This window comes from Staphylococcus sp. FSL W8-0774, from assembly GCF_038006785.1.
Classification (GTDB): Bacteria; Bacillota; Bacilli; order Staphylococcales; family Staphylococcaceae; genus Staphylococcus; species Staphylococcus pasteuri.
In genome coordinates, this window is sequence record NZ_JBBOVW010000001.1 from 1,684,490 (window position 1) to 1,704,368 (window position 19,879).

The 19,879-nt window shown below is 30.8% G+C and carries 22 protein-coding genes and 1 pseudogene; 6 read left to right on the forward strand and 17 right to left on the reverse strand.

All coding sequences use genetic code 11. The annotated features are described in order from the left end of the window. Positions 1-190 precede the first annotated feature (190 nt). Together NSQ15_RS08155 and NSQ15_RS08160 are read left to right on the forward strand one after the other, a co-directional pair. Positions 191-1,453, forward strand: a complete 1,263-nt coding sequence (locus NSQ15_RS08155) for an NEAT domain-containing protein (RefSeq protein WP_340747087.1) — start codon at positions 191-193, stop codon at positions 1,451-1,453. 160 nt (positions 1,454-1,613) lie between these two features. Further along, complete coding sequence (locus tag NSQ15_RS08160) at positions 1,614-4,151, forward strand: NEAT domain-containing protein (protein ID WP_070452759.1); 2,538 nt, start codon at positions 1,614-1,616, stop codon at positions 4,149-4,151. Between the two features lie 57 nt (positions 4,152-4,208). On the opposite strand, the gene rpmF is transcribed toward NSQ15_RS08160, so the two are convergent. Together rpmF and NSQ15_RS08170 are read right to left on the reverse strand one after the other, a co-directional pair. Further along, the gene (gene rpmF, locus NSQ15_RS08165; protein WP_017637655.1) at positions 4,209-4,382 is read right to left on the reverse strand and encodes a 50S ribosomal protein L32; all 174 of its coding nucleotides are present in this window, start codon (positions 4,380-4,382) and stop codon (positions 4,209-4,211) included. 78 nt (positions 4,383-4,460) lie between these two features. Beyond that, positions 4,461-5,021: a YceD family protein gene (locus NSQ15_RS08170; protein WP_070452761.1), complete on the reverse strand. Its 561-nt coding sequence runs from the start codon at positions 5,019-5,021 to the stop codon at positions 4,461-4,463. A 126-nt stretch (positions 5,022-5,147) separates the two neighbouring features. Between NSQ15_RS08170 and NSQ15_RS08175 the strand changes: the two genes are divergently transcribed. Further along, positions 5,148-6,290 carry a nucleotidyltransferase gene (locus NSQ15_RS08175; protein ID WP_070452764.1) on the forward strand — a complete coding sequence of 381 codons (1,143 nt, stop codon included), beginning with the start codon at positions 5,148-5,150 and terminating at the stop codon, positions 6,288-6,290. Between the two features lie 59 nt (positions 6,291-6,349). Here the strand turns inward: NSQ15_RS08175 and coaD are convergent, their stop codons facing one another. Further along, positions 6,350-6,835, reverse strand: coding sequence for a pantetheine-phosphate adenylyltransferase (coaD, locus tag NSQ15_RS08180; RefSeq protein ID WP_017637658.1), 486 nt, complete (start codon positions 6,833-6,835; stop codon positions 6,350-6,352). Between the two features lies 1 nt (position 6,836). Continuing rightward, positions 6,837-7,379 (reverse strand): 16S rRNA (guanine(966)-N(2))-methyltransferase RsmD, encoded by a 543-nt coding sequence (gene rsmD, locus NSQ15_RS08185; RefSeq protein ID WP_029055506.1) that lies wholly within the window; start codon positions 7,377-7,379, stop codon positions 6,837-6,839. A 68-nt stretch (positions 7,380-7,447) separates the two neighbouring features. Between rsmD and NSQ15_RS08190 the strand changes: the two genes are divergently transcribed. Then, positions 7,448-7,837 carry a DUF7147 family protein gene (locus NSQ15_RS08190; protein ID WP_340747088.1) on the forward strand — a complete coding sequence of 130 codons (390 nt, stop codon included), beginning with the start codon at positions 7,448-7,450 and terminating at the stop codon, positions 7,835-7,837. 26 nt (positions 7,838-7,863) lie between these two features. Here NSQ15_RS08190 and NSQ15_RS08195 read toward each other — a convergent pair whose 3' ends face one another. Continuing rightward, a complete protein-coding gene (locus NSQ15_RS08195; RefSeq protein WP_017637661.1) occupies positions 7,864-8,115 on the reverse strand; it encodes a YlbG family protein in 252 nt (83 codons plus the stop codon). A gap of 270 nt (positions 8,116-8,385) precedes the next feature. Here NSQ15_RS08195 and NSQ15_RS08200 point away from each other — a divergent pair, with 270 nt between their 5' ends. Next, positions 8,386-9,306, forward strand: coding sequence for a glycerophosphodiester phosphodiesterase (locus tag NSQ15_RS08200; RefSeq protein WP_029055507.1), 921 nt, complete (start codon positions 8,386-8,388; stop codon positions 9,304-9,306). Positions 9,307-9,379: 73 nt separating this feature from the next. On the opposite strand, the gene hisIE is transcribed toward NSQ15_RS08200, so the two are convergent. From hisIE to cyoE, 12 genes and pseudogenes are all read right to left on the reverse strand, one after another. After that, on the reverse strand, positions 9,380-10,009 hold the full coding sequence (hisIE, locus tag NSQ15_RS08205; protein WP_124760206.1) for a bifunctional phosphoribosyl-AMP cyclohydrolase/phosphoribosyl-ATP diphosphatase HisIE: 630 nt from the start codon (positions 10,007-10,009) through the stop codon (positions 9,380-9,382). After that, on the reverse strand, positions 10,006-10,764 hold the full coding sequence (gene hisF, locus NSQ15_RS08210) for an imidazole glycerol phosphate synthase subunit HisF (RefSeq protein ID WP_070452767.1): 759 nt from the start codon (positions 10,762-10,764) through the stop codon (positions 10,006-10,008). Before hisF ends, hisIE begins: the two co-directional genes overlap by 4 nt. Next, positions 10,761-11,465 (reverse strand): 1-(5-phosphoribosyl)-5-((5-phosphoribosylamino)methylideneamino)imidazole-4-carboxamide isomerase, encoded by a 705-nt coding sequence (gene hisA / locus NSQ15_RS08215; RefSeq protein ID WP_340747089.1) that lies wholly within the window; start codon positions 11,463-11,465, stop codon positions 10,761-10,763. The genes hisF and hisA overlap by 4 nt, the downstream gene beginning before the upstream one ends. Then, positions 11,458-12,037: pseudogene (gene hisH / locus NSQ15_RS08220) on the reverse strand (imidazole glycerol phosphate synthase subunit HisH). The gene hisA and the pseudogene hisH overlap by 8 nt, the downstream one beginning before the upstream one ends. Continuing rightward, a complete protein-coding gene (gene hisB / locus NSQ15_RS08225) occupies positions 12,034-12,612 on the reverse strand; it encodes an imidazoleglycerol-phosphate dehydratase HisB (RefSeq protein ID WP_124760207.1) in 579 nt (192 codons plus the stop codon). The pseudogene hisH and the gene hisB overlap by 4 nt, the downstream one beginning before the upstream one ends. 59 nt (positions 12,613-12,671) lie before the next feature. Next, the gene (hisD, locus tag NSQ15_RS08230) at positions 12,672-13,910 is read right to left on the reverse strand and encodes a histidinol dehydrogenase (RefSeq protein WP_217193830.1); all 1,239 of its coding nucleotides are present in this window, start codon (positions 13,908-13,910) and stop codon (positions 12,672-12,674) included. Then, entirely contained in the window at positions 13,903-14,517 is a 615-nt protein-coding gene (hisG, locus tag NSQ15_RS08235; protein ID WP_070452773.1) for an ATP phosphoribosyltransferase, read from the reverse strand. Before hisG ends, hisD begins: the two co-directional genes overlap by 8 nt. 30 nt (positions 14,518-14,547) lie before the next feature. Beyond that, positions 14,548-15,366 (reverse strand): ATP phosphoribosyltransferase regulatory subunit, encoded by an 819-nt coding sequence (locus NSQ15_RS08240; protein WP_046466563.1) that lies wholly within the window; start codon positions 15,364-15,366, stop codon positions 14,548-14,550. A gap of 246 nt (positions 15,367-15,612) precedes the next feature. Continuing rightward, positions 15,613-16,047 carry a YlbF family regulator gene (locus NSQ15_RS08245; RefSeq protein WP_017637670.1) on the reverse strand — a complete coding sequence of 145 codons (435 nt, stop codon included), beginning with the start codon at positions 16,045-16,047 and terminating at the stop codon, positions 15,613-15,615. A gap of 19 nt (positions 16,048-16,066) precedes the next feature. Beyond that, positions 16,067-17,110 (reverse strand): CAP-associated domain-containing protein, encoded by a 1,044-nt coding sequence (locus NSQ15_RS08250; RefSeq protein WP_046466562.1) that lies wholly within the window; start codon positions 17,108-17,110, stop codon positions 16,067-16,069. A gap of 196 nt (positions 17,111-17,306) precedes the next feature. Then, on the reverse strand, positions 17,307-17,768 hold the full coding sequence (locus NSQ15_RS08255; protein ID WP_029055516.1) for a DUF420 domain-containing protein: 462 nt from the start codon (positions 17,766-17,768) through the stop codon (positions 17,307-17,309). A gap of 27 nt (positions 17,769-17,795) precedes the next feature. Further along, positions 17,796-18,707, reverse strand: a complete 912-nt coding sequence (cyoE, locus tag NSQ15_RS08260; protein ID WP_340747090.1) for a heme o synthase — start codon at positions 18,705-18,707, stop codon at positions 17,796-17,798. A 246-nt stretch (positions 18,708-18,953) separates the two neighbouring features. Here cyoE and NSQ15_RS08265 point away from each other — a divergent pair, with 246 nt between their 5' ends. Further along, positions 18,954-19,871, forward strand: a complete 918-nt coding sequence (locus NSQ15_RS08265; RefSeq protein WP_017637674.1) for a COX15/CtaA family protein — start codon at positions 18,954-18,956, stop codon at positions 19,869-19,871. The last annotated feature ends 8 nt before the right edge of the window (positions 19,872-19,879 follow it).

Below are 19,879 nucleotides of genomic sequence, written 5' to 3' on the forward strand. Positions count from 1 at the left end.
TAAGACGAATATTACGTCTTTACAAAAATAATAAATGATAACGATTATCAAAGTCAATATTTATTTTATAATAAAATTATATTATTGTTATAACGATATACTTGTGGTACTATTATTGATAACCATTTTCAATTAAATTGGTTAATCACTTTTAATGACATAGCACAATCATTTTTAGGAGGAAAACATCATGAACAAACATTATCTAAATCCTAAGGTTTATAAGGAGAATAAACATGCATCATTAAGAAGATTTACAATTGGAAGTGCAACTCTTTTATTAAGTGTATTACTTTATGCAAGTAATGGAGAAAATCATGCGCAGGCTACTGAAACAAATCAAAATAATAATCAAAATACAGCAGTATCACCTTCTTCATCACAAAATAATACTGTATCTGAAGAATTGAATTTCCAAGTTCAAAGAGATGGTTCAAATGAAGTGTCACACATCGATGAATATATGAAGCATCCTGGTAAAGTAATTAAAAAAGATAATCAATATTATTTCCAAGCTACATTAACAAATGCTTCATGGTGGAAAGAATATAAATTTTTCAATAAAAACAATCAAGAATTAACTACCAATGTTGTTAATGATGACACAGCAAACGATACAAAAACGTTAGATATTTCAGTAGAACCAGGATATACAAATATCACATCAAGAATACATATCGTTATTCCAAACTTAAAGTATGATCATACTTATACAACGCATTTGGAATTTGCGAAACCTATTCCAACATTAGGCGAAACTAATACTAATAGTGATAGTAATACAGCATCTCAACCTAACAATGATGTAGTAACTACTCCAGCTACTGGAGACAATAACAACGGTGCTACTGCTCCAAGTACTGGAGATAACAACAATGTGCCTACTACTCCAGCTAATGGGGACGACAATAATACAGTTACTACTCCAGCTTCTGGGGACAACAACAATGCACCTACTACTCCAGCTAATGGGGACAACAACAATGCACCTACTACTCCAGCTAATGGGGACAACAACAATGCATCTACTACTCCAAATACTGGAGACAACAACAATGCACCTACTACTCCAGCTAATGGGGACAACAACAATGCACCTACTACTCCAGCTACTGGGGACAACAATAATGTACCAACTACTCCAGCTGCTGGGGGCAATAATAATAATGGAACTAATACAAACACTGGTGACAATGTCGGTAAAGATGGTAAAGATGGTAAAGGTGGCAAAACAGGCAAAAAAGAAGATGAAGGTAAAGATAGCAAATCTAATCAAAATAACGGGGATAAAGATGCTAAAAACTCACAAAATAGCGACGACAACAAATCAAAAGAATTACCTGATACAGGTAAAGTAGCTTCACATAGTTACTTTAATGAATTAGCTATGGCTACGATTGCCCTATTCACATCTATTACAATGTTTGTTTTCAGAAGAAAGCACTCTAAATAATCATATGAAACCTATATTGAGAAGTTGATATCTCTCAGTATAGATTTTATTATTTTTTTATAAAACGGATTGCAATATATTTATACTTTGAGTTACAATACATGTGAACGATTGATAATGATTATCAATCTGTATTAAAACTATAGGAGTTGTTTACAACATGAACAAACATCAACAGCATAACTTCCCAAAATTAAGGTCTTTTTATTCAATACGTAAATCTACACTTGGTGTAGCCTCGATAGTAGTAAGTACACTTTTCATTTTTACTTCTCATGAACAAGCACAAGCTGCCGAAAATTCAAATGACAATAATGTACAAAATCAATCGGCATCTACTGCGAATACTGATCAATCAAACCAATCTCAACCTGTAACTCAACCAGTTGAAAATAATGATAATCAAACACAAACAGCGGATCAGTCTATAAAAGATGCTATTAAAAACCCTGCAGTTGAAAACCAACCTCATGATATTGGTCCAAGAGAGACAGTTAATTTCCAACTATTTGATCAAAATAATGAAACACAATATTATCACTATTTTAGTATTAAGAACCCTGCTGATGTCTATTACACAAAAACTAAAGCAAACGTTGAACTTGATCTTGATACAGGTTCAACTTGGAAGAAATTTGAAGTTTATGAAGGAAACACAAAACTTCCTGTTAACTTAGTGTCTTATAATCCAGACACAGATCATGCATATATTCGTTTCCCTGTGACTGATGGTACACAAGAACTTAAAATTGTGTCGTCTACACAAATTGATAATGAACCTGAAACAAATTATGATTATACAAAATTAGAATTCGCACGACCTATTTATAATGACCCATCACTCGTTTTAAATGATAATAGCAGTAATAATGCTTCGGAAAATGCAACTGAAAACACAACGCCAACAAACACTATCAACAATTCAGATAATAATGTAAATTCAACATCAAATAATAACGATGTAAACTCAACAAATGATAATAATCAGAGCGTTAGTAATCAAACTAATAATAGTCAAGATCAACCAAATGAAAACCAATCTGTAGGTACAACACCAAATAATAGCCAAAACAAAAATGAAGAAAATCAAACTAACCAAAACCAGTCACAAGCTATTGATACAGTCTATCCTCCTGCTGATGTATCAATAAAAGATGCTATTAAAAACCCAGCAGTATTAGATAAAGATCATAGTGCACCCGTTACACGACCTATTGATTTTGAAATGAAAAAAGAAGACGGTGACAGACAATTTTATCATTATGCAAGCACATTAGATCCAGCAACTGTGATATTTACTAAATCTCAACCAGAAATTGAATTAGGATTAAAAACAGCACAAACATGGAGAAACTTTGAAATTTATGAAGGAGACAAAAAACTTCCTGTTACGCTCGTATCTTATGATTCAGATAAAGACTATGCTTATATCCGTTTCCCAGTTTCTGTAGGCACAAAAGAAGTTAAAATTGTATCATCTATTCAACTTGGTGAAAATAAAGTCGAAAATTATGATTATACTTTAATGGTTTTCAAACAACCGATAACTAATAACCCTAATGATTACAAAGATGATGAAACTTATACTGTAGATAAATTATTAGCACCATATCGCAAAGCGAAGACACTAGAAAGACAAGTATATGAATTAGAAAAGTTACAAAAAACTTTACCTGATAAATATAAAGAAGAATATAAATTCAAATTAGAAAAGACAAAAGCTGCTTTAAAACAACAAGTTCAATCAGCAATTGTTGAGTTTGAAAATGCAAAACCAACTAACGATCAATTAACGGATGTACATGATGCTAATTTTGTTGTATTTGAAAGTGAAGAAAATAATGAGTCAGTAATGGATGGATTTGTTGAACATCCTTTCCAAATTGGTACATTAAATGGTAAGCAATATGTAATTATGCGTACTAAAGAAGATAGTTATTGGAAAGACTTTATTGTCGAAGGTGAACGAGTGACAACTATTTCTAAAGATAAAGAAAAAAACACTAGAACATTAATTTTCCCTTATGACCCTAATAAAGCAGTTTACAACGCGATAGTTAAAGTCGTAGTATCTTCTATCGGTTACGATGGTCAATATCACGTAAGAATTATAAATAAAGATGTCCCAGTTGAAGATACATCTTCTACAAATGTAGACAATCCAGTAATTGATGCTGAAAATAATCAAAATGACCCAACTACAACAACTAACAACGAAAACACTCAAATAACTGATATAGTTAAAGATGACAACACTGATAATCAAACAGATGAAAATGTAGATAATAATGAATCAAATAGTGATAATACAACAATCCCTGATCATAATGTTGATGATATTGCAGATATTGTCGAAGATCACGATGTCGATAAAAACGAAAATAATGAAGTAACTCAAAAAGTTGATGAAGACGACGATATAATAATACCTGAAAGTGTTACTAAAGATATCAAAACAGATGAAGATATTGATAAAGAACATGTTAAGAAAAAAGGAACAACTGAAACCAAAACTGAGAGTAAAGATAATGTAAAAGATAGTGATAAACAAAAATCAAAAGAGCATGACATGAAAAAAACAACATCTCTTCCAGAAACTGGTCAATCTTCATCTCAAGAATTGACATGGTCATTATTGTTAGCGTTAACTGGTTTAACTTTTATTCTGCCAAAGAGAATTAAATATTCTAAAAAATAATACAAAAAATCCCGTCTGAAAATTAATTTCAGACGGGATTTTTAATAATATCTAAAATTATTTAGATACTACTTCTTCACCATTGTAAGAACCACAGTTTTTACATACGCGGTGAGTTAATTTGTATTCGCCACAACTTGGGCATTCTGTCATACCAGGTACTGACATTTTGAAATGAGTACGGCGTTTGTTTTTTCTAGTTTTAGACGTTCTTCTTTTAGGTACTGCCATGATTTATCCTCCTTAAAATTAAACACATAATTAAATGATATCAGTTTATTTAACAATATTATATCATTAATTAAACCGTTATTGTTCTTTATCGTATAATTGTTGTAATTTCTGAAGCCTTGGATCAACTTGATTACTATTTGAACCATCGTCTTCTTGATCTTGTTCTTGGACAAGTTCAACGAATTCATCTTCATCAATCACTTCCCAACCATTGCCTTCGGTTAACATTTGATCACTGTTGTCTGAATAAGCACGCATCGGTTTTTCGATGATAACTAAATCTTCAACAATATCTTTAATATTAATCATACCGTCAGTAGCTAGATGATAATGTTCATCCTGCTCTTCTTCATCGGTATAATAATCACTACCTTCTAAATCAAATATTTCAGCAGTTTCTACATCCAATGGCACTTCTACAGGAACTAAAGTACGAGCACACGGCATCGTATATGTCCCAGTGACATGTATGTCAGCAATAACTTCATTTGATTTGATAGTTAATTTACCGTCAACATTGATTTCAGAAAGATCAATGAGATCTAATGATTCTTTTAAATGCTCAAAATTCGCCGTTTGATTAAATTCAAAAGGCTTACCTTGATATTTTCTTAATTGTGTTATTGACCATTTCATATGGCTTCACCTCTAACAAGCACAAAATTTATTTTAACTTTCTCAGTATAATATGTCAAGATTTTTTCTTAACATACGTACTTCTGTTACAATACTAATAATGAATTCTGAAAGGAAGAAATGCAAATGAAAAGTGTTGGCTTGATTACTGAATATAATCCTTTCCATAATGGGCATCTATATCATGCTCAACAATCTAAAATAAATTCTCAAGCAGATGTTTCTGTTGCAATAATGAGTGGCAACTTTGTAATGCGTGGCGAACCAGCTATATTCAATAAATTCATTCGTACTCAAATGGCACTTTCTGTTGTTGATTTAGTTGTAGAATTACCTACTATCGCTAGTTTATCTTCTGGAGACTTCTTTGGAAAAATGGCTATTAAAGTAGCGAATTATATCGATATTAACACAATATCTTTTGGTAGTGAGCATGGTAATATAGTTGAGTTACAAAATGCAGTCAATCACGTGCTTGAATTAGAAAATAATCCTATATTCAAGTCCAAAATTAAAGAAGGTAAAAGTTATCCAAGAATTATCAGTGAACTGATTAAAGACCAACAAACTTTAAATATTTTACAATCACCTAACAACATCTTAAGTATAGGATATCTTAAAGCAATCCAGCAATATGCACCACATATTGAAGCAATGACGATTTACCGTGAGTCAGCACAACATCGTGATAACACAATAAAGCATCAACAATTTGCGAGTGGGTCTTCCATCCGCCAATCTTTAATCAATCAAGAAACTGATTGGTATAAAGTAGTACCTCAAAATATTAAATCACTGTATCAAAATCAAATGACTACAGTTGAAGATACTTTCCCTTACATCAAACATCAATTGTTAACACAAGACACTAATACTTTAAACACTATATATACTGTCAGTGAAGGGTTCGAAAACAGATTAAAAACAATCATCAAAGATGTCAATTCGTTTAAAGAATTACTAAGTAAAACGAAAACCAAACGATATACCTATACACATATACAACGTATCCTAATGAATATCCTGCTCAATATTCATCAACATGATATTACAAACGATATACGAGCAATTAGAATTTTAGGTATGAATGAACAAGGTCGCGCTTATTTAAAATATTTAAAGCAACAATATCCAGAACGTCGTTTTATAACCAATATCAATAAATCTTCAGCTACATATTTCCCTATCGAAATTAAAGCAACAAATGTATACAACTTATTAAGCCAACAATCTCAAAATGATTTTAATACACCAGTGATTCAAACATAATTTAAGACCGTACTATCGATGATGACTATTAAAAGAGTCGCATAGTACGGTCTGCTTATTTATTTATAATATTTTTCTTTTAATGCTTCAGCAACATTAGGAGGTACAAATTCCGAAATGTCTGCTTTATAAGCTGCAACTTCCTTAACGATACTAGAACTAATAAATGAATAATTCGTACTAGTCATCATATACATAGTTTCAATATTATTATTCAACTTTTTATTCATTGATGTTAAGCGTAATTCATATTCAAAATCACTTACCGCACGTAATCCACGTACAATCGTTTTCGCACCGACTTGTTTGCAAAAATCTACTAATAAACCATTAAAATGATGTACTTCCACGTTGGAAAGATGTGCTACAGAGCCCCTAATTAAATCCATACGTTCTTCTATATTAAACGTGCCGCCTTTACTACTATTTTTCAAAACACAGACATGTATTTCGTCAAAACGATCTGCACTTCTTTCAATAATATCTAGATGACCGTATGTAATTGGATCGAAACTCCCGGGAATGACTGCTTTCGTCTTATTCATATTAATCTCCTTTTTCTAATAGCAATGTATCTGTCAAACCATAATGATATCTTTTTATTTCTTTAAACGGTGCACTTTGAATATGTTCTTCATTACTAAACTCACAAATGATAATACCATTTTCTTTAAGCAAATTAAACTCATCAATGCTTTTTAATGCTTCATCAATAAGACCTTTTTTATATGGCGGATCTAAAAATATGTAATCAAATTGAATCTCTCTTTTAGCTAAAGCTTTTAACGCACGATCAGCATTATTTTTATACACTTCAGATTGTGCTAATAAATCAAGTTGCTTAAGGTTTGATTTAATCACTTTAACTGCTTTAAAATTTTGATCGACAAAGATTACTTTATCCATACCTCGAGATAATGCTTCAATCCCTAATGCGCCGCTTCCAGCGAATAAATCCAAAGCTATACCTGATACTTCATGTAAACTATTAAAGATGCCTTCTTTAACTTTATCCATAGTTGGCCTAGTATTTCGACCTTCCAAACTTTCTAATGCCTTACTTTTATGTATTCCCGCAATGACACGCATCACTTTCACACTTCCATTTCACAATATAATTTAATATAATTTGGGATAAAAGGAGATTGATTAAACAAATGAAACAATCATTTATTGTTTTAGGTGAGGGTTTAACAGATTTATTCGAATTCACCACTCTCATCGACTACAACCATGCTAGAATTGATAAAATAATCTATTTTCATTCCCCACAAACTGAAAAGCAATTATCATCAGTAGCTATCATTATGCAACCGACTGAAGGTAATTATTTCCAAGCAATGTATATGATGATTAATGCATTAAAATATCCATATCCAAATAGTAATAAGAAATTTGACATGATTAACCAGAAAGCAGAGGAATACGATATCCCAGTATTAGGTATAGATGTTCAACCTCCAGAAGCTTTCCATGACAATGACTTATATTTTAACTATTTAATTAGCGTTTTACGATTACAACGTTGGATACCACCATTACAATAGGAAACACATTTCTTAACGAACACGAGTTATATGACTTCGTGTTTTTCTTTTTCATACGTTTTCTTTAAAAATTTGTATGGTGAACCATCTATATGTTGAACATATTTTAATTTCATTAGTTTATTAACGACATCGTCCGCTTCACTTTCATTAACATACATGATAACGAATTTACGTTGACGATTAGAATGAACGATGTGTCCATATTTTCTAATTTGTCTTTCATGTTTGATATGTTTTAAATAAACAATAAGGCTCACTCTTTGAACTAAATTCATCTTTGCTCACTCCATTTAATATACACAGTTTTTATCATATCATGAGTTTAAATTTTATGAAATAACAATCACTTCCATATATTCCATCCCTATTTATATTATTCTATTAAATCAAAACCAATCTTCATAATGGGATATTCCTATACTTAATTCGTCAAGTAAATATTTGTCTATAAAAAATAAAATAATATTCCGTTCTTCACGCACTTCATTTTTCAAATATGAAGGATATCTGTTAATATAACTTTAATACCCAACGGAGGATATCAAATGGTTAAACTAAATAAGTGGTTCATCAATGGTTCATTCGCAATTGCAAGTATTGTTGGAAGTGTGATTTATGTAAATAAAAATAAAAAACCACGTGAAATTAATGCAATCCCTCCATTTTTCACAGGTGTAGCACCATATTTATTTGCGCATAGAGGCGGCATGGCTGTTAGACCTGAACAAACAAAGCTTGCATTTGATAATGCAGTACAATATGGCGTAGATGGATTCGAAACAGATGTAAGGCTCACTAAAGATAAGGAACTTATCGTATTCCATGATGCAACTGTTGATAGAACAACTAACGGTTCAGGTAAAGTAAGTGAACATACTTTAGAAGAATTAAGAAAATTAGACGCTGGATATTATTTCACAGATATAAATCGTCAATATCCATTTCGTGGACATGAAGATGCTAAAATTTTAACATTTGAGGAACTTTTAGAGCTTTATCCAGAGATGTATATTAATGTTGATTTGAAAGATCATCCAAACAGTTATGAAGGTTCTATTGCACCTGAAGTCATTTATCATCAAATTGTTAAACATCATGCAGAACATCGTGTATTAGTAACAAGTTTCCATAAAGAACAAATTGAACGCTTTGATCAATTAAGTAAAGGTACTGTAGCAATTGGTGCGAGTCAAAACGAAGTAGCAGATGCGTTTATTAAGTTTAATACGTTTAGAGGACATAAATTCCATCCGAAAGCTAATACTTTCCAAATGCCAACCGAATTTAAAGGAATCAAGCTTACTTCTTCTAGATTTATTAAATGGTTAAAAGTATTAAATATTGTACCAGGATTTTATGGCATTAATAGTATTGATTTAATGACAGATTTATACCAAAAAGGTGTGCATACACTTGTAACAGATCGACCTGATTTAGCACAACAATTTAAAGAGACATTAAAATAATAAATAGCAAAAATCCTTAACGAATAATCACCTTTTCGTTAAGGATTTTTACTTTTACAGACACCGATGTGTATTACCAATTTTCTATAGAATCTCTTTCACCTTTAAAATTGTTACTTTTATGATGACGTTGTTCTAATACTTTTTCAATTGCTGAAAAAGAAATATTTAACGAATGTAATAAGACAAATAAATGATATATTAAATCCGCCGCCTCGTTGATAACTTCTTTGTTATCATTTTTCATAGCTCCTATTACAACTTCAAACGATTCTTCTCCAAATTTCTTAGTGATTTTTTCTATACCTTGTTCTAACAAATAATTGGTATAAGATTTAGATTGATTAGTTCTAGATCGTTCTTTTATTGTATGTTCCAATAATTGAACTGCAAATTGTGTCTTTGTACTAAAACAGCTTTGATTCCCAGTATGACATGTTGGACCATTAGGAATAACTTCGATTAGTATTGCATCATTATCACAATCTGTATGTATCGTAACGACTTGTTGCGTATGCCCCGATGATTCCCCTTTAGTCCACAATCTTTGTTTAGACCTTGAATAAAAAGTTACTACGTTCTCTTCCATTGTTTTATTAAATGCTTCTTCGTTCATAAACCCGAGCATTAATACTTGCTTCGTTACATAATGTTGTAATATGACCGGTACTAAACCTTTACTAAAATCTAATGTGACTGTCATCTTACTGGCACACCACCATTTCTTAATGTGTGCTTAATATCAGCTACTGTATATGTTTTACTATGTAAAATACTAGCAGCTAAACCGGCAGATACATCTGTTTCTTTAAATAAGTCTAGAAAATGTTGAGGATTTCCACCACCACCTGAAGCAATGATTGGTATATTCACCTTTGATTTAATATCTGATAAATGTTCAATATCAAAGCCAGTTTTCATACCATCGTGATGGATACTGGTTACAAGTAATTCTCCAGCACCAAGTTCTTCAACTTGTTGAATCCAATCATATACTCTTATAGAGGTTAATTGTTTACCTCCATGTGTAGTACAAAAATAGTCATTTTGTTCCGCACTATAATAACTATCAATAGCAATACAAATACATTGACTTCCAAATTTTTGGCTAGCTTCTTTAATTAAATTAGGATTTTGAAGTGCACTAGAATTTAATGACACTTTATCTGCTCCATGATTAAGTAATTGCGAAATATCATCTAAAGTTTGAATACCGCCTCCAACAGTCAATGGTATAAACAATTGTTTAGAAATGGTTTCGATAACTTCCAACATTAAGTCATGTCCTTTTTCAGTTTTAGAAATATCTAAAAATACAAGTTCATCTGCTCCCGCTTCATTATAGTATTGTGCTAATTCAAGTGGACTACCTATATCGATTAATCCCTTAAATTGTATCCCTTTAACAACACGCCCATCTTTAACATCTAAACAAGGAATGATTCTTTTTTTAATCAAGATAACCCCTCCCAAAAACTGGGATTATGTGCAGCTTTACCGATAATCGCAGCATAAACACCCAATTTTTCAAATTGGTTTAAATCTTCTTGATTTCTAATACCTCCAGAAGCAATAATACTTAATTCAGTTTGTTGTACTAATTGTCTTGTTAATTCAAAATTAGGACCAGCTAACTTCCCATCTTTTGAAATATCAGTATAGATGATGTCACCTAAAGGTAAATGATTCACTTGTTTAACAACATCAAACAAATTGAGTTGTGTATATTCTAGCCAACCATTAATCTTTATATCTTGTTTGTATGCATCTATAGACAAATAAATCTTTTTAGGAAATAGATATGACATTCTTTCCAACCAAGTTAAATCTTGAATACCTTTAGTTCCAACTATGCAGTAATCTATACCTATATCAAAATAATGATTTAAAGTTTCTTGTGAGCGAATCCCTCCACCTACTTCTATAGGTTTTTGAGATAATGATCTTAGCTTTTTAATATAATGACATTCTTGAGTTTGCTTTAATTTTGCTCCTATAAGATCCACAATATGTATACGTGAAACACAATCAAATTGATTATAAAATTGGATGCTTTCCTCAGCTGTCATTGTCATTTGCTCTTTAGATTCATATTTACCTTCAGTTAGTCTTACACTCGTTGAGTCAATCAAATCGATTGCCGGCCATATGTTAATCATTTATAAAACCGCCTTTCAATGCCTGATTTAAAATTGCCAATCCTTGTTCACCACTTTTTTCAGGATGGAATTGTATTCCTATACAATTGTTATATTGTACTACTGCAGGAATTTGACACTCATAATCTGCATATGCAACAACATGATTATTCATTATCGCTTGATAAGAATGTATAAAGTACACATCACATTGAAGTAATTGATGATCACTTTTCAATAAATTCCAACCTAAATGCGGGATAGGTTGTGTTGTATGGATTGGCACTATTCGTCCAGGTATCAGTCCTAGTCCTTCTACATTACCTTCCTCACTATATTCAAATAACAATTGCATTCCTAAGCAAATACCAATGATAGGTTGGTTTTTAATTTTGGTTTAAGATAGTGTCTAATCTTTTATTTTTAATTTCTGTCATTCCATCTTTAAAATGTCCAACACCAGGTAATACAACTGCATCTGCCTTATAAATAATACTTTCGTTGTCGGTCAATATTGTCTCGTAGCCTAAGAATTCAATTGCCTTTTTCAAGCTATTAATATTGCCTAGACCGTAATCAACTATAGCTATCATTCAATCACACCTTTAGACGAAGGTATTACAAATTCAAGAGTTGGTGTTAATGCCTCTTGTAATGATTTAGCAAAAGATTTAAATAAAGCTTCAATTTCATGATGGGTATTTCCACCTCTAATTAAGTCCATATGCACAGTTAACCTCGCATTAATAATAAGTGCTCTAAAAAATTCTTCTACTAATTCTGTATCAAAATGACCGACTTTTTCTTTACTTAATTGAATATTAAATGAAAAATATGGACGGCCACTAATATCAATTACAGTTCTTGCTAACGTTTCATCCATAGGTATATAACTTGTACCATATCTTTTAAAGCTTTGCTGAGTCTTAACCATTTCCAATATCAACTGTCCTAAAACTATACCAATGTCTTCTGTCACATGATGATCATCAACATATGTATCTCCTTTAGCTTCAATTTGTAATGATAAGCCACTATGAAAAGCAAAAAGTGTTAACATATGATCTAAAAATCCTACGCCTGTATGTATATTGGATTTTTCCTTTTCTTTACTTATAGCAATTGAAATAGAAGTTTCAGCGGTTTGACGTGATTTTTGATAGTTCATTGAACTTCCTCCTTGTTGTTAATTCTGAAAATCACTTTTAAATATGGCTTTACCATATGTCAATGTCGAATATGTATTGATTGTTGATGATTATTAAGTGATTCTACACATGCTAACCTTTCTGCAGAATATGCTACCTTTTTAAAAGTTGATTTTGATAGATTAATCACACTGTGACGTGTCATAAAGTCATTAACTGATAAACCATTCGAAAATCTAGCAGTTTGGTTTGTTGGTAAAACATGACTTGGTCCAGCAATATAATCACCAATTGCTTCTGGAGCATAATGCCCTAAAAATAATGCACCTACAAATTTGATTTGATCAATAAACTGTTCTGGATGTTTAGTTTGAATGGATGCATGTTCAGGTGCAATTTTATTCAAAATATGACAGGCCTCTTCCATATCACTTACTTCAATTAAGTAATGATGATTGGCTATACTTTTGGACACTATAGAATGACGATCTATTGTTTTTAATTTATTATCAATATTTAACTGAAGTTGTTGTAATATTTGAGCATTGTCGCTAATAACAAATGTACGAGCCATTTCATCATGTTCAGCTTGAGCAAAAATATCATATGTAATGGCGTCAATTTGAGCAGTCTCATCAATAATCATAGCTAATTCAGTAGGGCCGGCAATTTGATCAATGCCTACATCTCCATAAACATATTTTTTTGCAAGCGCAACATACTGATTACCTGGACCAACTATTTTATCAACAGGTTTAATAGTTTCTGTACCATATGTAAGCGCCGCTATACTTTGTGCACCTCCAACTTGATAGACATGATTTACGCCAGTTAAGTGACAGGCAGCTAAAACTTCTTTAGAAACGCCATTTGTTTTTGGAGGTGTCACAACAACAATCTCTTCAACGTTCGCGACTTGTGCAAGTGTAGCCGTCATTAGAACAGTAGAAGGATAGCTTGCTTTACCACCTGGAACATATATCCCAACGCGTTCTATTAGATGGTAAACTTCATAACATTCTCCCTTTTTAGTAGAGGAATACTTTATCTTTTCTTGATATGATTTAATCCTTTCATAGCTTTGGTGTAACGCATTAAGTGTATCTTTATTTAATTCATCATAGGCCTTTTGTATGTCTTGCTTTGAAATTTCTAGAGATGTTGTGTCTACATGATCAAAAGTTAAATTATACTTTTTCAAGGCTGCATCACCATTGACTTTAACATCATCACAAATATTTTTAACTAACAGGTATAAGGACTCATCTAATGATTGATTGTTACAATAAAGTTCTAAAAATTGTTGTGCTTTAAGCATTTATCATCTGCACCCCTAACATATTAATAAATGATTCTATTTCTTCACCCTTTTTAAAATACTGTGTTCTATTTGTAATCAATCTTGCTGAAATATCAGTAATTTTTTCTTTTTCAACAAGACCATTTGCTTTTAATGTAGTACCTGTTTGAACAATATCAATAATTCCATCTACCATTCCTACAATGCATGCGAGTTCTATTGAACCACTTAATTTTACAATTTCAATATCTATTCCTTTGTTTTTAAAATAACGTGAAGTTGTTTGAACATAACTCGTAGCAATTTTTTTATAATCATTTGTAACAGGTTTAGCTGCTAAGGAAAAATGACAGTGTCCAAATGGTAAGTCACATAAATTATTAATATTATATTTATTTTCATTTAAGATATCACTACCTACAATACCTATATCTGCAATGCCTTGTTCCACGTATATTGGTACATCACTTCCCTTTACTATAATAAAATCAATACCATCTATCGTAACTAATAATTGACGGTGTCTATGCTTTAGTCCATTTGATAATAAAAATAGTTGTTCTGCCTCTAAATAGTTGATAAAACTTTCTAATAATCTCCCTTTCGCTAAAGCCACTCTAATCATATTGTCACCCCTATTCTTTGAATATGCTGATTATAAAGTCAAAGCCATACCGTATCCTTGGAGGTCACCAGAGTAAAATCCACCAGTTAGTATGCTAGTATCATGTTTATTTAAATAACATCTGATAAAAACACCTTTATAATAAGATCTTGATGGTTGTGCCGAAATATCTAAATGAATATTGGTCAAACCTTGTTTGATTAGTTGCTCTTCCCAACTTTTTAACGTAAGTAATGTTTGAGATGATTGGTCCAAATATTGACTTAATTTTGATAATTGATGACGTGTGCTTTCTGATAGTAATTTTAAGATAGGATGATTATGCGGTAATTGATGTTTTAATCCCGATAGATTTCTCTCTTCAATCATGTTTTTAATAACTAAAGTTCTATATTTTTCTTCTAATAATTCATTCAATAATTGATAATGACCTAAAATAATTAGCTGAATATCATCTTTTAAATACGTTTTAATAAAATGGTAGAAATCATTAAAACTATCATTGAATTGATTATATATAGGCAAATAATTCTCGATACCTATTTGTGATATGACCTCATTATTTCTGACAATAGGTCCAGAATAAGCAACCTTCTTAAAATCTGTTGGAAATATTGAATGATAACGTAGTAATTGATCAGTAAAATCGTGTCTTAAACTATAAATGTGATTGTTATTTTGCCAAAAATTCCTTTCTTTCATTTGTAATAAGTCCTCTTTCGTCAAATGACTCCAATCTAATTTTTCAATTAAATCTATATCTACAAGTTTGTAATTTTTATTTGAAAAGTACTTTAAGAATGCTAATTCAATTTCTTTTATTTTTATTATCTGATTTTGCTTATTCATACTCTACCTCCTTTACTTCCGACTTTAATGCTTTACTGTAGTAAAGTTATAGTTGTATTATAAGTTACCATAAAGACAAATAATAAACAATGTTTATTCATAATTTTCTGATAATTAAAATTAATATGATCTCCATCTTTAAACATAAGGGTTTATATGAATTAAAAAACTCCCCAAATATTGAGTTTAATCAATATTGGAGAGATATCTTGTATGTTTTATAAATTTGGTAAAATTTAAATCATTTTATAAAGAACAGTTACATGATCCACCTGAAGCACAACCTTGTGCAGTCGTTTGAAAAAATGGATTGCCTGTATCAATTTTTACATTATCCGAAACAGCTAAAGCAATTTTACTAATAACTTCATCAATTAAGTTCTGTAATGCTACTTCTTTTGACTTATAGTCCATTACCACTGGTAACATTTCATATGCTCGTTTACGTTGGCGTGTTTCCATCATAATTGTCTTATAGTCAGGATGATATCTACCAAATCGCATTACATCGTCGTATTGATCTTTGGTCTTTAGGAAAGCCGAATATAATAAGTGTGCTTCATCATTTTGGTTTAATAATTCTTTCGCTTTAATATATTCATCATAAATTTCTGAATTAACTATCATATCTGATAAGGCTTCGACGTCATCTAAAATTGACAATGTTTCTTCATTTATCATTTGTCATTCTACCCTTCATTTATTTTTCTAAGAAAATTAACGAATAATAATCTTTCATTACTTCTCCGCCCATTTCTTCATATTTCGTATTTAACATTCTAGAGCGATGAATATCGGAGTTCATCCAACTATGGATTAATGTTGGGACATCATCAAAGTCGTAACCTACATTCTGACTTGTCGATTTATAACTAACATCTCTTTCATCTAATTGTTGTTTTAAAGCATTTTCAGTAAATTCTACTGAGTCAGAACCACTTTTAGTCGCGTCAAATAAATTTATTGAAGCAATATGTGCAATATCATTATTTACCTTTAACGGTTTTAATCCCTTTAGTTTTCTCATTTCATTAGTTACCTCATAAAGTGTCACTAATTGATTTGTATTTTGTTCATAAGGTATATCTTTATTTTTTAAATTCGCTGTAGAATGAGATTCATTCGTTTTATATGGTTGCAATGTAGCTAATGCATCTTTATCTAAAAAGCGTATTGCCATGATTTTATTCGTTTGTTGGTCTGAATAAACTTGCGCATATATATTACCATATTTAATTAAAGTTTGTGTTTTTAAATCTTCATCTGATAATTCAAATTCATATTTTTTATTATTTGATTTGATTGTAGGTTCGGGATTGATGCTTGTATTTTCGAATATTTTTGAATTGCTTTCATCTATATGTAAAGGGTTAATATGAGCATCTTTTCCAGTTGCATAAACAGATTTTATTTTATTGTCTTTTACACTGACAATGTAATATTGATTTGTTTTCTTGAATACATAATTTTTATAGCCATCTTTATATGGATATGTTCGGTTAGCTTGACCGTATTTTTTGGTAAGTTGATCAATGTCCTTACCAATCCATGTTCCTACACCATTTTTAGGTTTTGGATTTTCTATATTTTTATTTGAATTTTTGAATTGTTCCGTTCTATCACTTTTTTGGCTTTTATTTGGATTTTCTAATACATCAAATTTTAGCCGTGGTGAGTAAAATAAATAGATTAGAAATGATACTAAAAAAACAACTCCTAAAATTCGTATAACTAATTTTTTCATCTTTCACCCACCTTAACTGAATTATTACTATTGTACATAATTACTTATTTCATAATCAAGATAAGTCTATTGTTATTTCTAAAATTACGAAGCACAATTTTACAAAATGGTGTCTTACATTGGATTAGATTCTTAATATAAAAAAACTGATAAAACTATACAGAAAGTTTTATCAGTCACAATCTTATTTATTCAATTATAAACCTAAAGTAGCTTTAATTAATGATGTTGTTTCTCCACCTGGATACAAGATGTATAACAGTACATAAACTGCTACACCAGTAATCGCTGTGAAAAACCATATTACTGAAGCAATAGGTCCAATTTTTCTATGAATTTTAAATTTCTCTTTAAAAGCTAATACAATTTGTATTATTCCTAAAATCCCACCAATTGTTGCTAAGTTAATATGGAAAATTAAGAAAATAGTATAATAAATTTTAACACTATCTGGTCCACCGAATGCGGTATTACCAATAAAGATTGTTCTACTAGCATAAATAATAAAGAATGTTGCGGCAAAAACGGCAGCCCATAACATTACTTTTTTATGCTGATCAATTTGTCTTTTCCAAATAAGTCTCCATCCAATTGCCACTAATATCGCACTAATGACAATACACGAAGTACTTATTGTAGGTAAAATAGGTACGTTCATATGTTTCATCCTTACTTAATTTTGTATTTATATCATTTTAATAAGTGATACGACTACAACGAGTACGAAAAATACTACTAAATAGTTTAATGAGTAAATAAACATTTTAGTTGCCCATTTATTTTGATCAGTATTCTTTTTAAATGATGTAAAAGCTAGTGCCATCCACCCTAAATTTAATAAAGTAGCTAAAACAATAAATGTTGTGCCTAAACTAGATAACATAAAGGGAAGTGGTAATAGTAATACTAACCAAATAAACATGCTTACTCGTGTTCTATTGAATCCTTTTACAGATGGTAACATTGGAATATTAGCTAATGAATATTCATCACTACGTTTAATTGCTAACGCATAAAAATGTATTGGTTGCCAACAAAATACTACTAAAAATAGTGCTATTGCTGCAACACTTATTGATCCATCTATAGCTACCCAACCAATTAATGGCGGTACAGCTCCAGGGAAACTACCTACAACTGTATTCCAAGTCGTATGTCGCTTTGACCAGATTGAATAATATGATACGTATCCTATGATACCAAATAATCCTAAAAGACCTGATGGTATATTTAATAAAAATAAACAACCTTCACCTATTAACATCATACCAAAGCTTAAAATTAATAAGTGCTTATCTGAAATTCTATCATTTACAGTGGGTCTATTCTGTTTACTAGGCATAATTTGATCTATGTCTTGATCATAATAATTATTAAGTGCACATGCACCACCCATTATTAATGTAGAACCTATAATCATTAATAAAATTTGAGGTATTGACGATAGGAAGGAGTGATTTGTCATTACAACAGCCAACCAAGAACCAGCAAATGCAGGGATTAAATTCCCTTGAACAAGGCCCATTTTAATAATCTGTTGTAATTCTTTAAATGTCACTTGGCCCGTTTCCTGTGACAATGTTTGTTCTTTACTCATAATTCCCCTCCTAGAATTTTTTCATATAATACAATGATATAGCAAATAGTCATAAAAGACTAGGTTTTAAAAAATTAAATTGTGACACTTTAACGACATTCCAAATAGTTGATTTTGTAACGTAATTAAAAATGGTATCATTGATATAATGTAAAAGAAAAATATATACGTTAAAATAAATTACAAAATGACCATTTTTAATGAGAATAGTTGTTAGATTTTATTTTAATGATGGGGTGTTTATCATTGTTTAGAAAAGGAAACCTTAAATGGTTAAGTGTCTTAGCAACAATTATTATGACATTCGTACAATTAGGTGGTGCGCTAGTAACTAAAACTGGTTCGGAAGATGGTTGTGGTTCATCGTGGCCGTTATGTAATGGAGCACTTCTTCCACAAAACTTACCAATACAAACAATTATTGAATTAAGTCATAGAGCAGTTTCAGGACTTTCATTAATTGTCGTAATATGGCTAGTCATTACCGCTTGGAAACACATAGGGTATATAAAAGAAATTAAACCATTATCTATCATAAGTATAGGTTTCTTATTATTACAAGCCTTAGTTGGTGCTGCTGCTGTAATCTGGCAACAAAATGCATATGTATTAGCATTACATTTTGGAATCTCTTTAGTTAGCTTTTCATCAGTATTTTTAATGACATTAATTATTTTCTCAATTGATCAAAAGTATGAAGCTGACGAATTAATGATTCAAAAACCATTACGTACGTTAACATGGTTAATGGCAATCATCGTATATTTAACTATATACACTGGTGCTTTAGTAAGACATACTAAATCAAGTCTAGCTTATGGTGCTTGGCCAGTACCTTTTGATGATATTGTTCCACATAATGTACATGACTGGGTTCAATTTGCACACCGTGGTATGGCATTTATTACTTTTATGTGGATTATGATTACGTTTATTCATGCAATTAAAAACTATAGTGATAATCGTACTGTAAGATATGGCTATACAGCTGCATTTATTTTAGTTATTTTACAAGTAGTAACTGGTGCTTTATCTGTTATTACTAATGTAAATTTATTTATTGCATTGTTGCATGCTTTATTTATTACTTACCTATTCGGTATGATTGCTTATTTCATCTTATTAATGTTGAGAACGACAAGAAGTCTTAAAAACAAAGCTTAATTATAAAG

Coding starts and splice junctions, on each gene's coding strand:
- NSQ15_RS08155 (WP_340747087.1), top strand. CDS start 191: ATGAACAAACATTATCTAAATCCTAAGGTTTATAAGGAGAATAAACAT.
- NSQ15_RS08160 (WP_070452759.1), top strand. CDS start 1,614: ATGAACAAACATCAACAGCATAACTTCCCAAAATTAAGGTCTTTTTAT.
- rpmF (WP_017637655.1), bottom strand. CDS start 4,382: ATGGCAGTACCTAAAAGAAGAACGTCTAAAACTAGAAAAAACAAACGC.
- NSQ15_RS08170 (WP_070452761.1), bottom strand. CDS start 5,021: ATGAAATGGTCAATAACACAATTAAGAAAATATCAAGGTAAGCCTTTT.
- NSQ15_RS08175 (WP_070452764.1), top strand. CDS start 5,148: ATGAAAAGTGTTGGCTTGATTACTGAATATAATCCTTTCCATAATGGG.
- coaD (WP_017637658.1), bottom strand. CDS start 6,835: ATGAATAAGACGAAAGCAGTCATTCCCGGGAGTTTCGATCCAATTACA.
- rsmD (WP_029055506.1), bottom strand. CDS start 7,379: ATGCGTGTCATTGCGGGAATACATAAAAGTAAGGCATTAGAAAGTTTG.
- NSQ15_RS08190 (WP_340747088.1), top strand. CDS start 7,448: ATGAAACAATCATTTATTGTTTTAGGTGAGGGTTTAACAGATTTATTC.
- NSQ15_RS08195 (WP_017637661.1), bottom strand. CDS start 8,115: ATGAATTTAGTTCAAAGAGTGAGCCTTATTGTTTATTTAAAACATATC.
- NSQ15_RS08200 (WP_029055507.1), top strand. CDS start 8,386: ATGGTTAAACTAAATAAGTGGTTCATCAATGGTTCATTCGCAATTGCA.
- hisIE (WP_124760206.1), bottom strand. CDS start 10,009: ATGACAGTCACATTAGATTTTAGTAAAGGTTTAGTACCGGTCATATTA.
- hisA (WP_340747089.1), bottom strand. CDS start 11,465: ATGATTAACATATGGCCGGCAATCGATTTGATTGACTCAACGAGTGTA.
- hisB (WP_124760207.1), bottom strand. CDS start 12,612: ATGAACTATCAAAAATCACGTCAAACCGCTGAAACTTCTATTTCAATT.
- hisD (WP_217193830.1), bottom strand. CDS start 13,910: ATGCTTAAAGCACAACAATTTTTAGAACTTTATTGTAACAATCAATCA.
- hisG (WP_070452773.1), bottom strand. CDS start 14,517: ATGATTAGAGTGGCTTTAGCGAAAGGGAGATTATTAGAAAGTTTTATC.
- NSQ15_RS08240 (WP_046466563.1), bottom strand. CDS start 15,366: ATGAATAAGCAAAATCAGATAATAAAAATAAAAGAAATTGAATTAGCA.
- NSQ15_RS08245 (WP_017637670.1), bottom strand. CDS start 16,047: ATGATAAATGAAGAAACATTGTCAATTTTAGATGACGTCGAAGCCTTA.
- NSQ15_RS08250 (WP_046466562.1), bottom strand. CDS start 17,110: ATGAAAAAATTAGTTATACGAATTTTAGGAGTTGTTTTTTTAGTATCA.
- NSQ15_RS08255 (WP_029055516.1), bottom strand. CDS start 17,768: ATGAACGTACCTATTTTACCTACAATAAGTACTTCGTGTATTGTCATT.
- cyoE (WP_340747090.1), bottom strand. CDS start 18,707: ATGAGTAAAGAACAAACATTGTCACAGGAAACGGGCCAAGTGACATTT.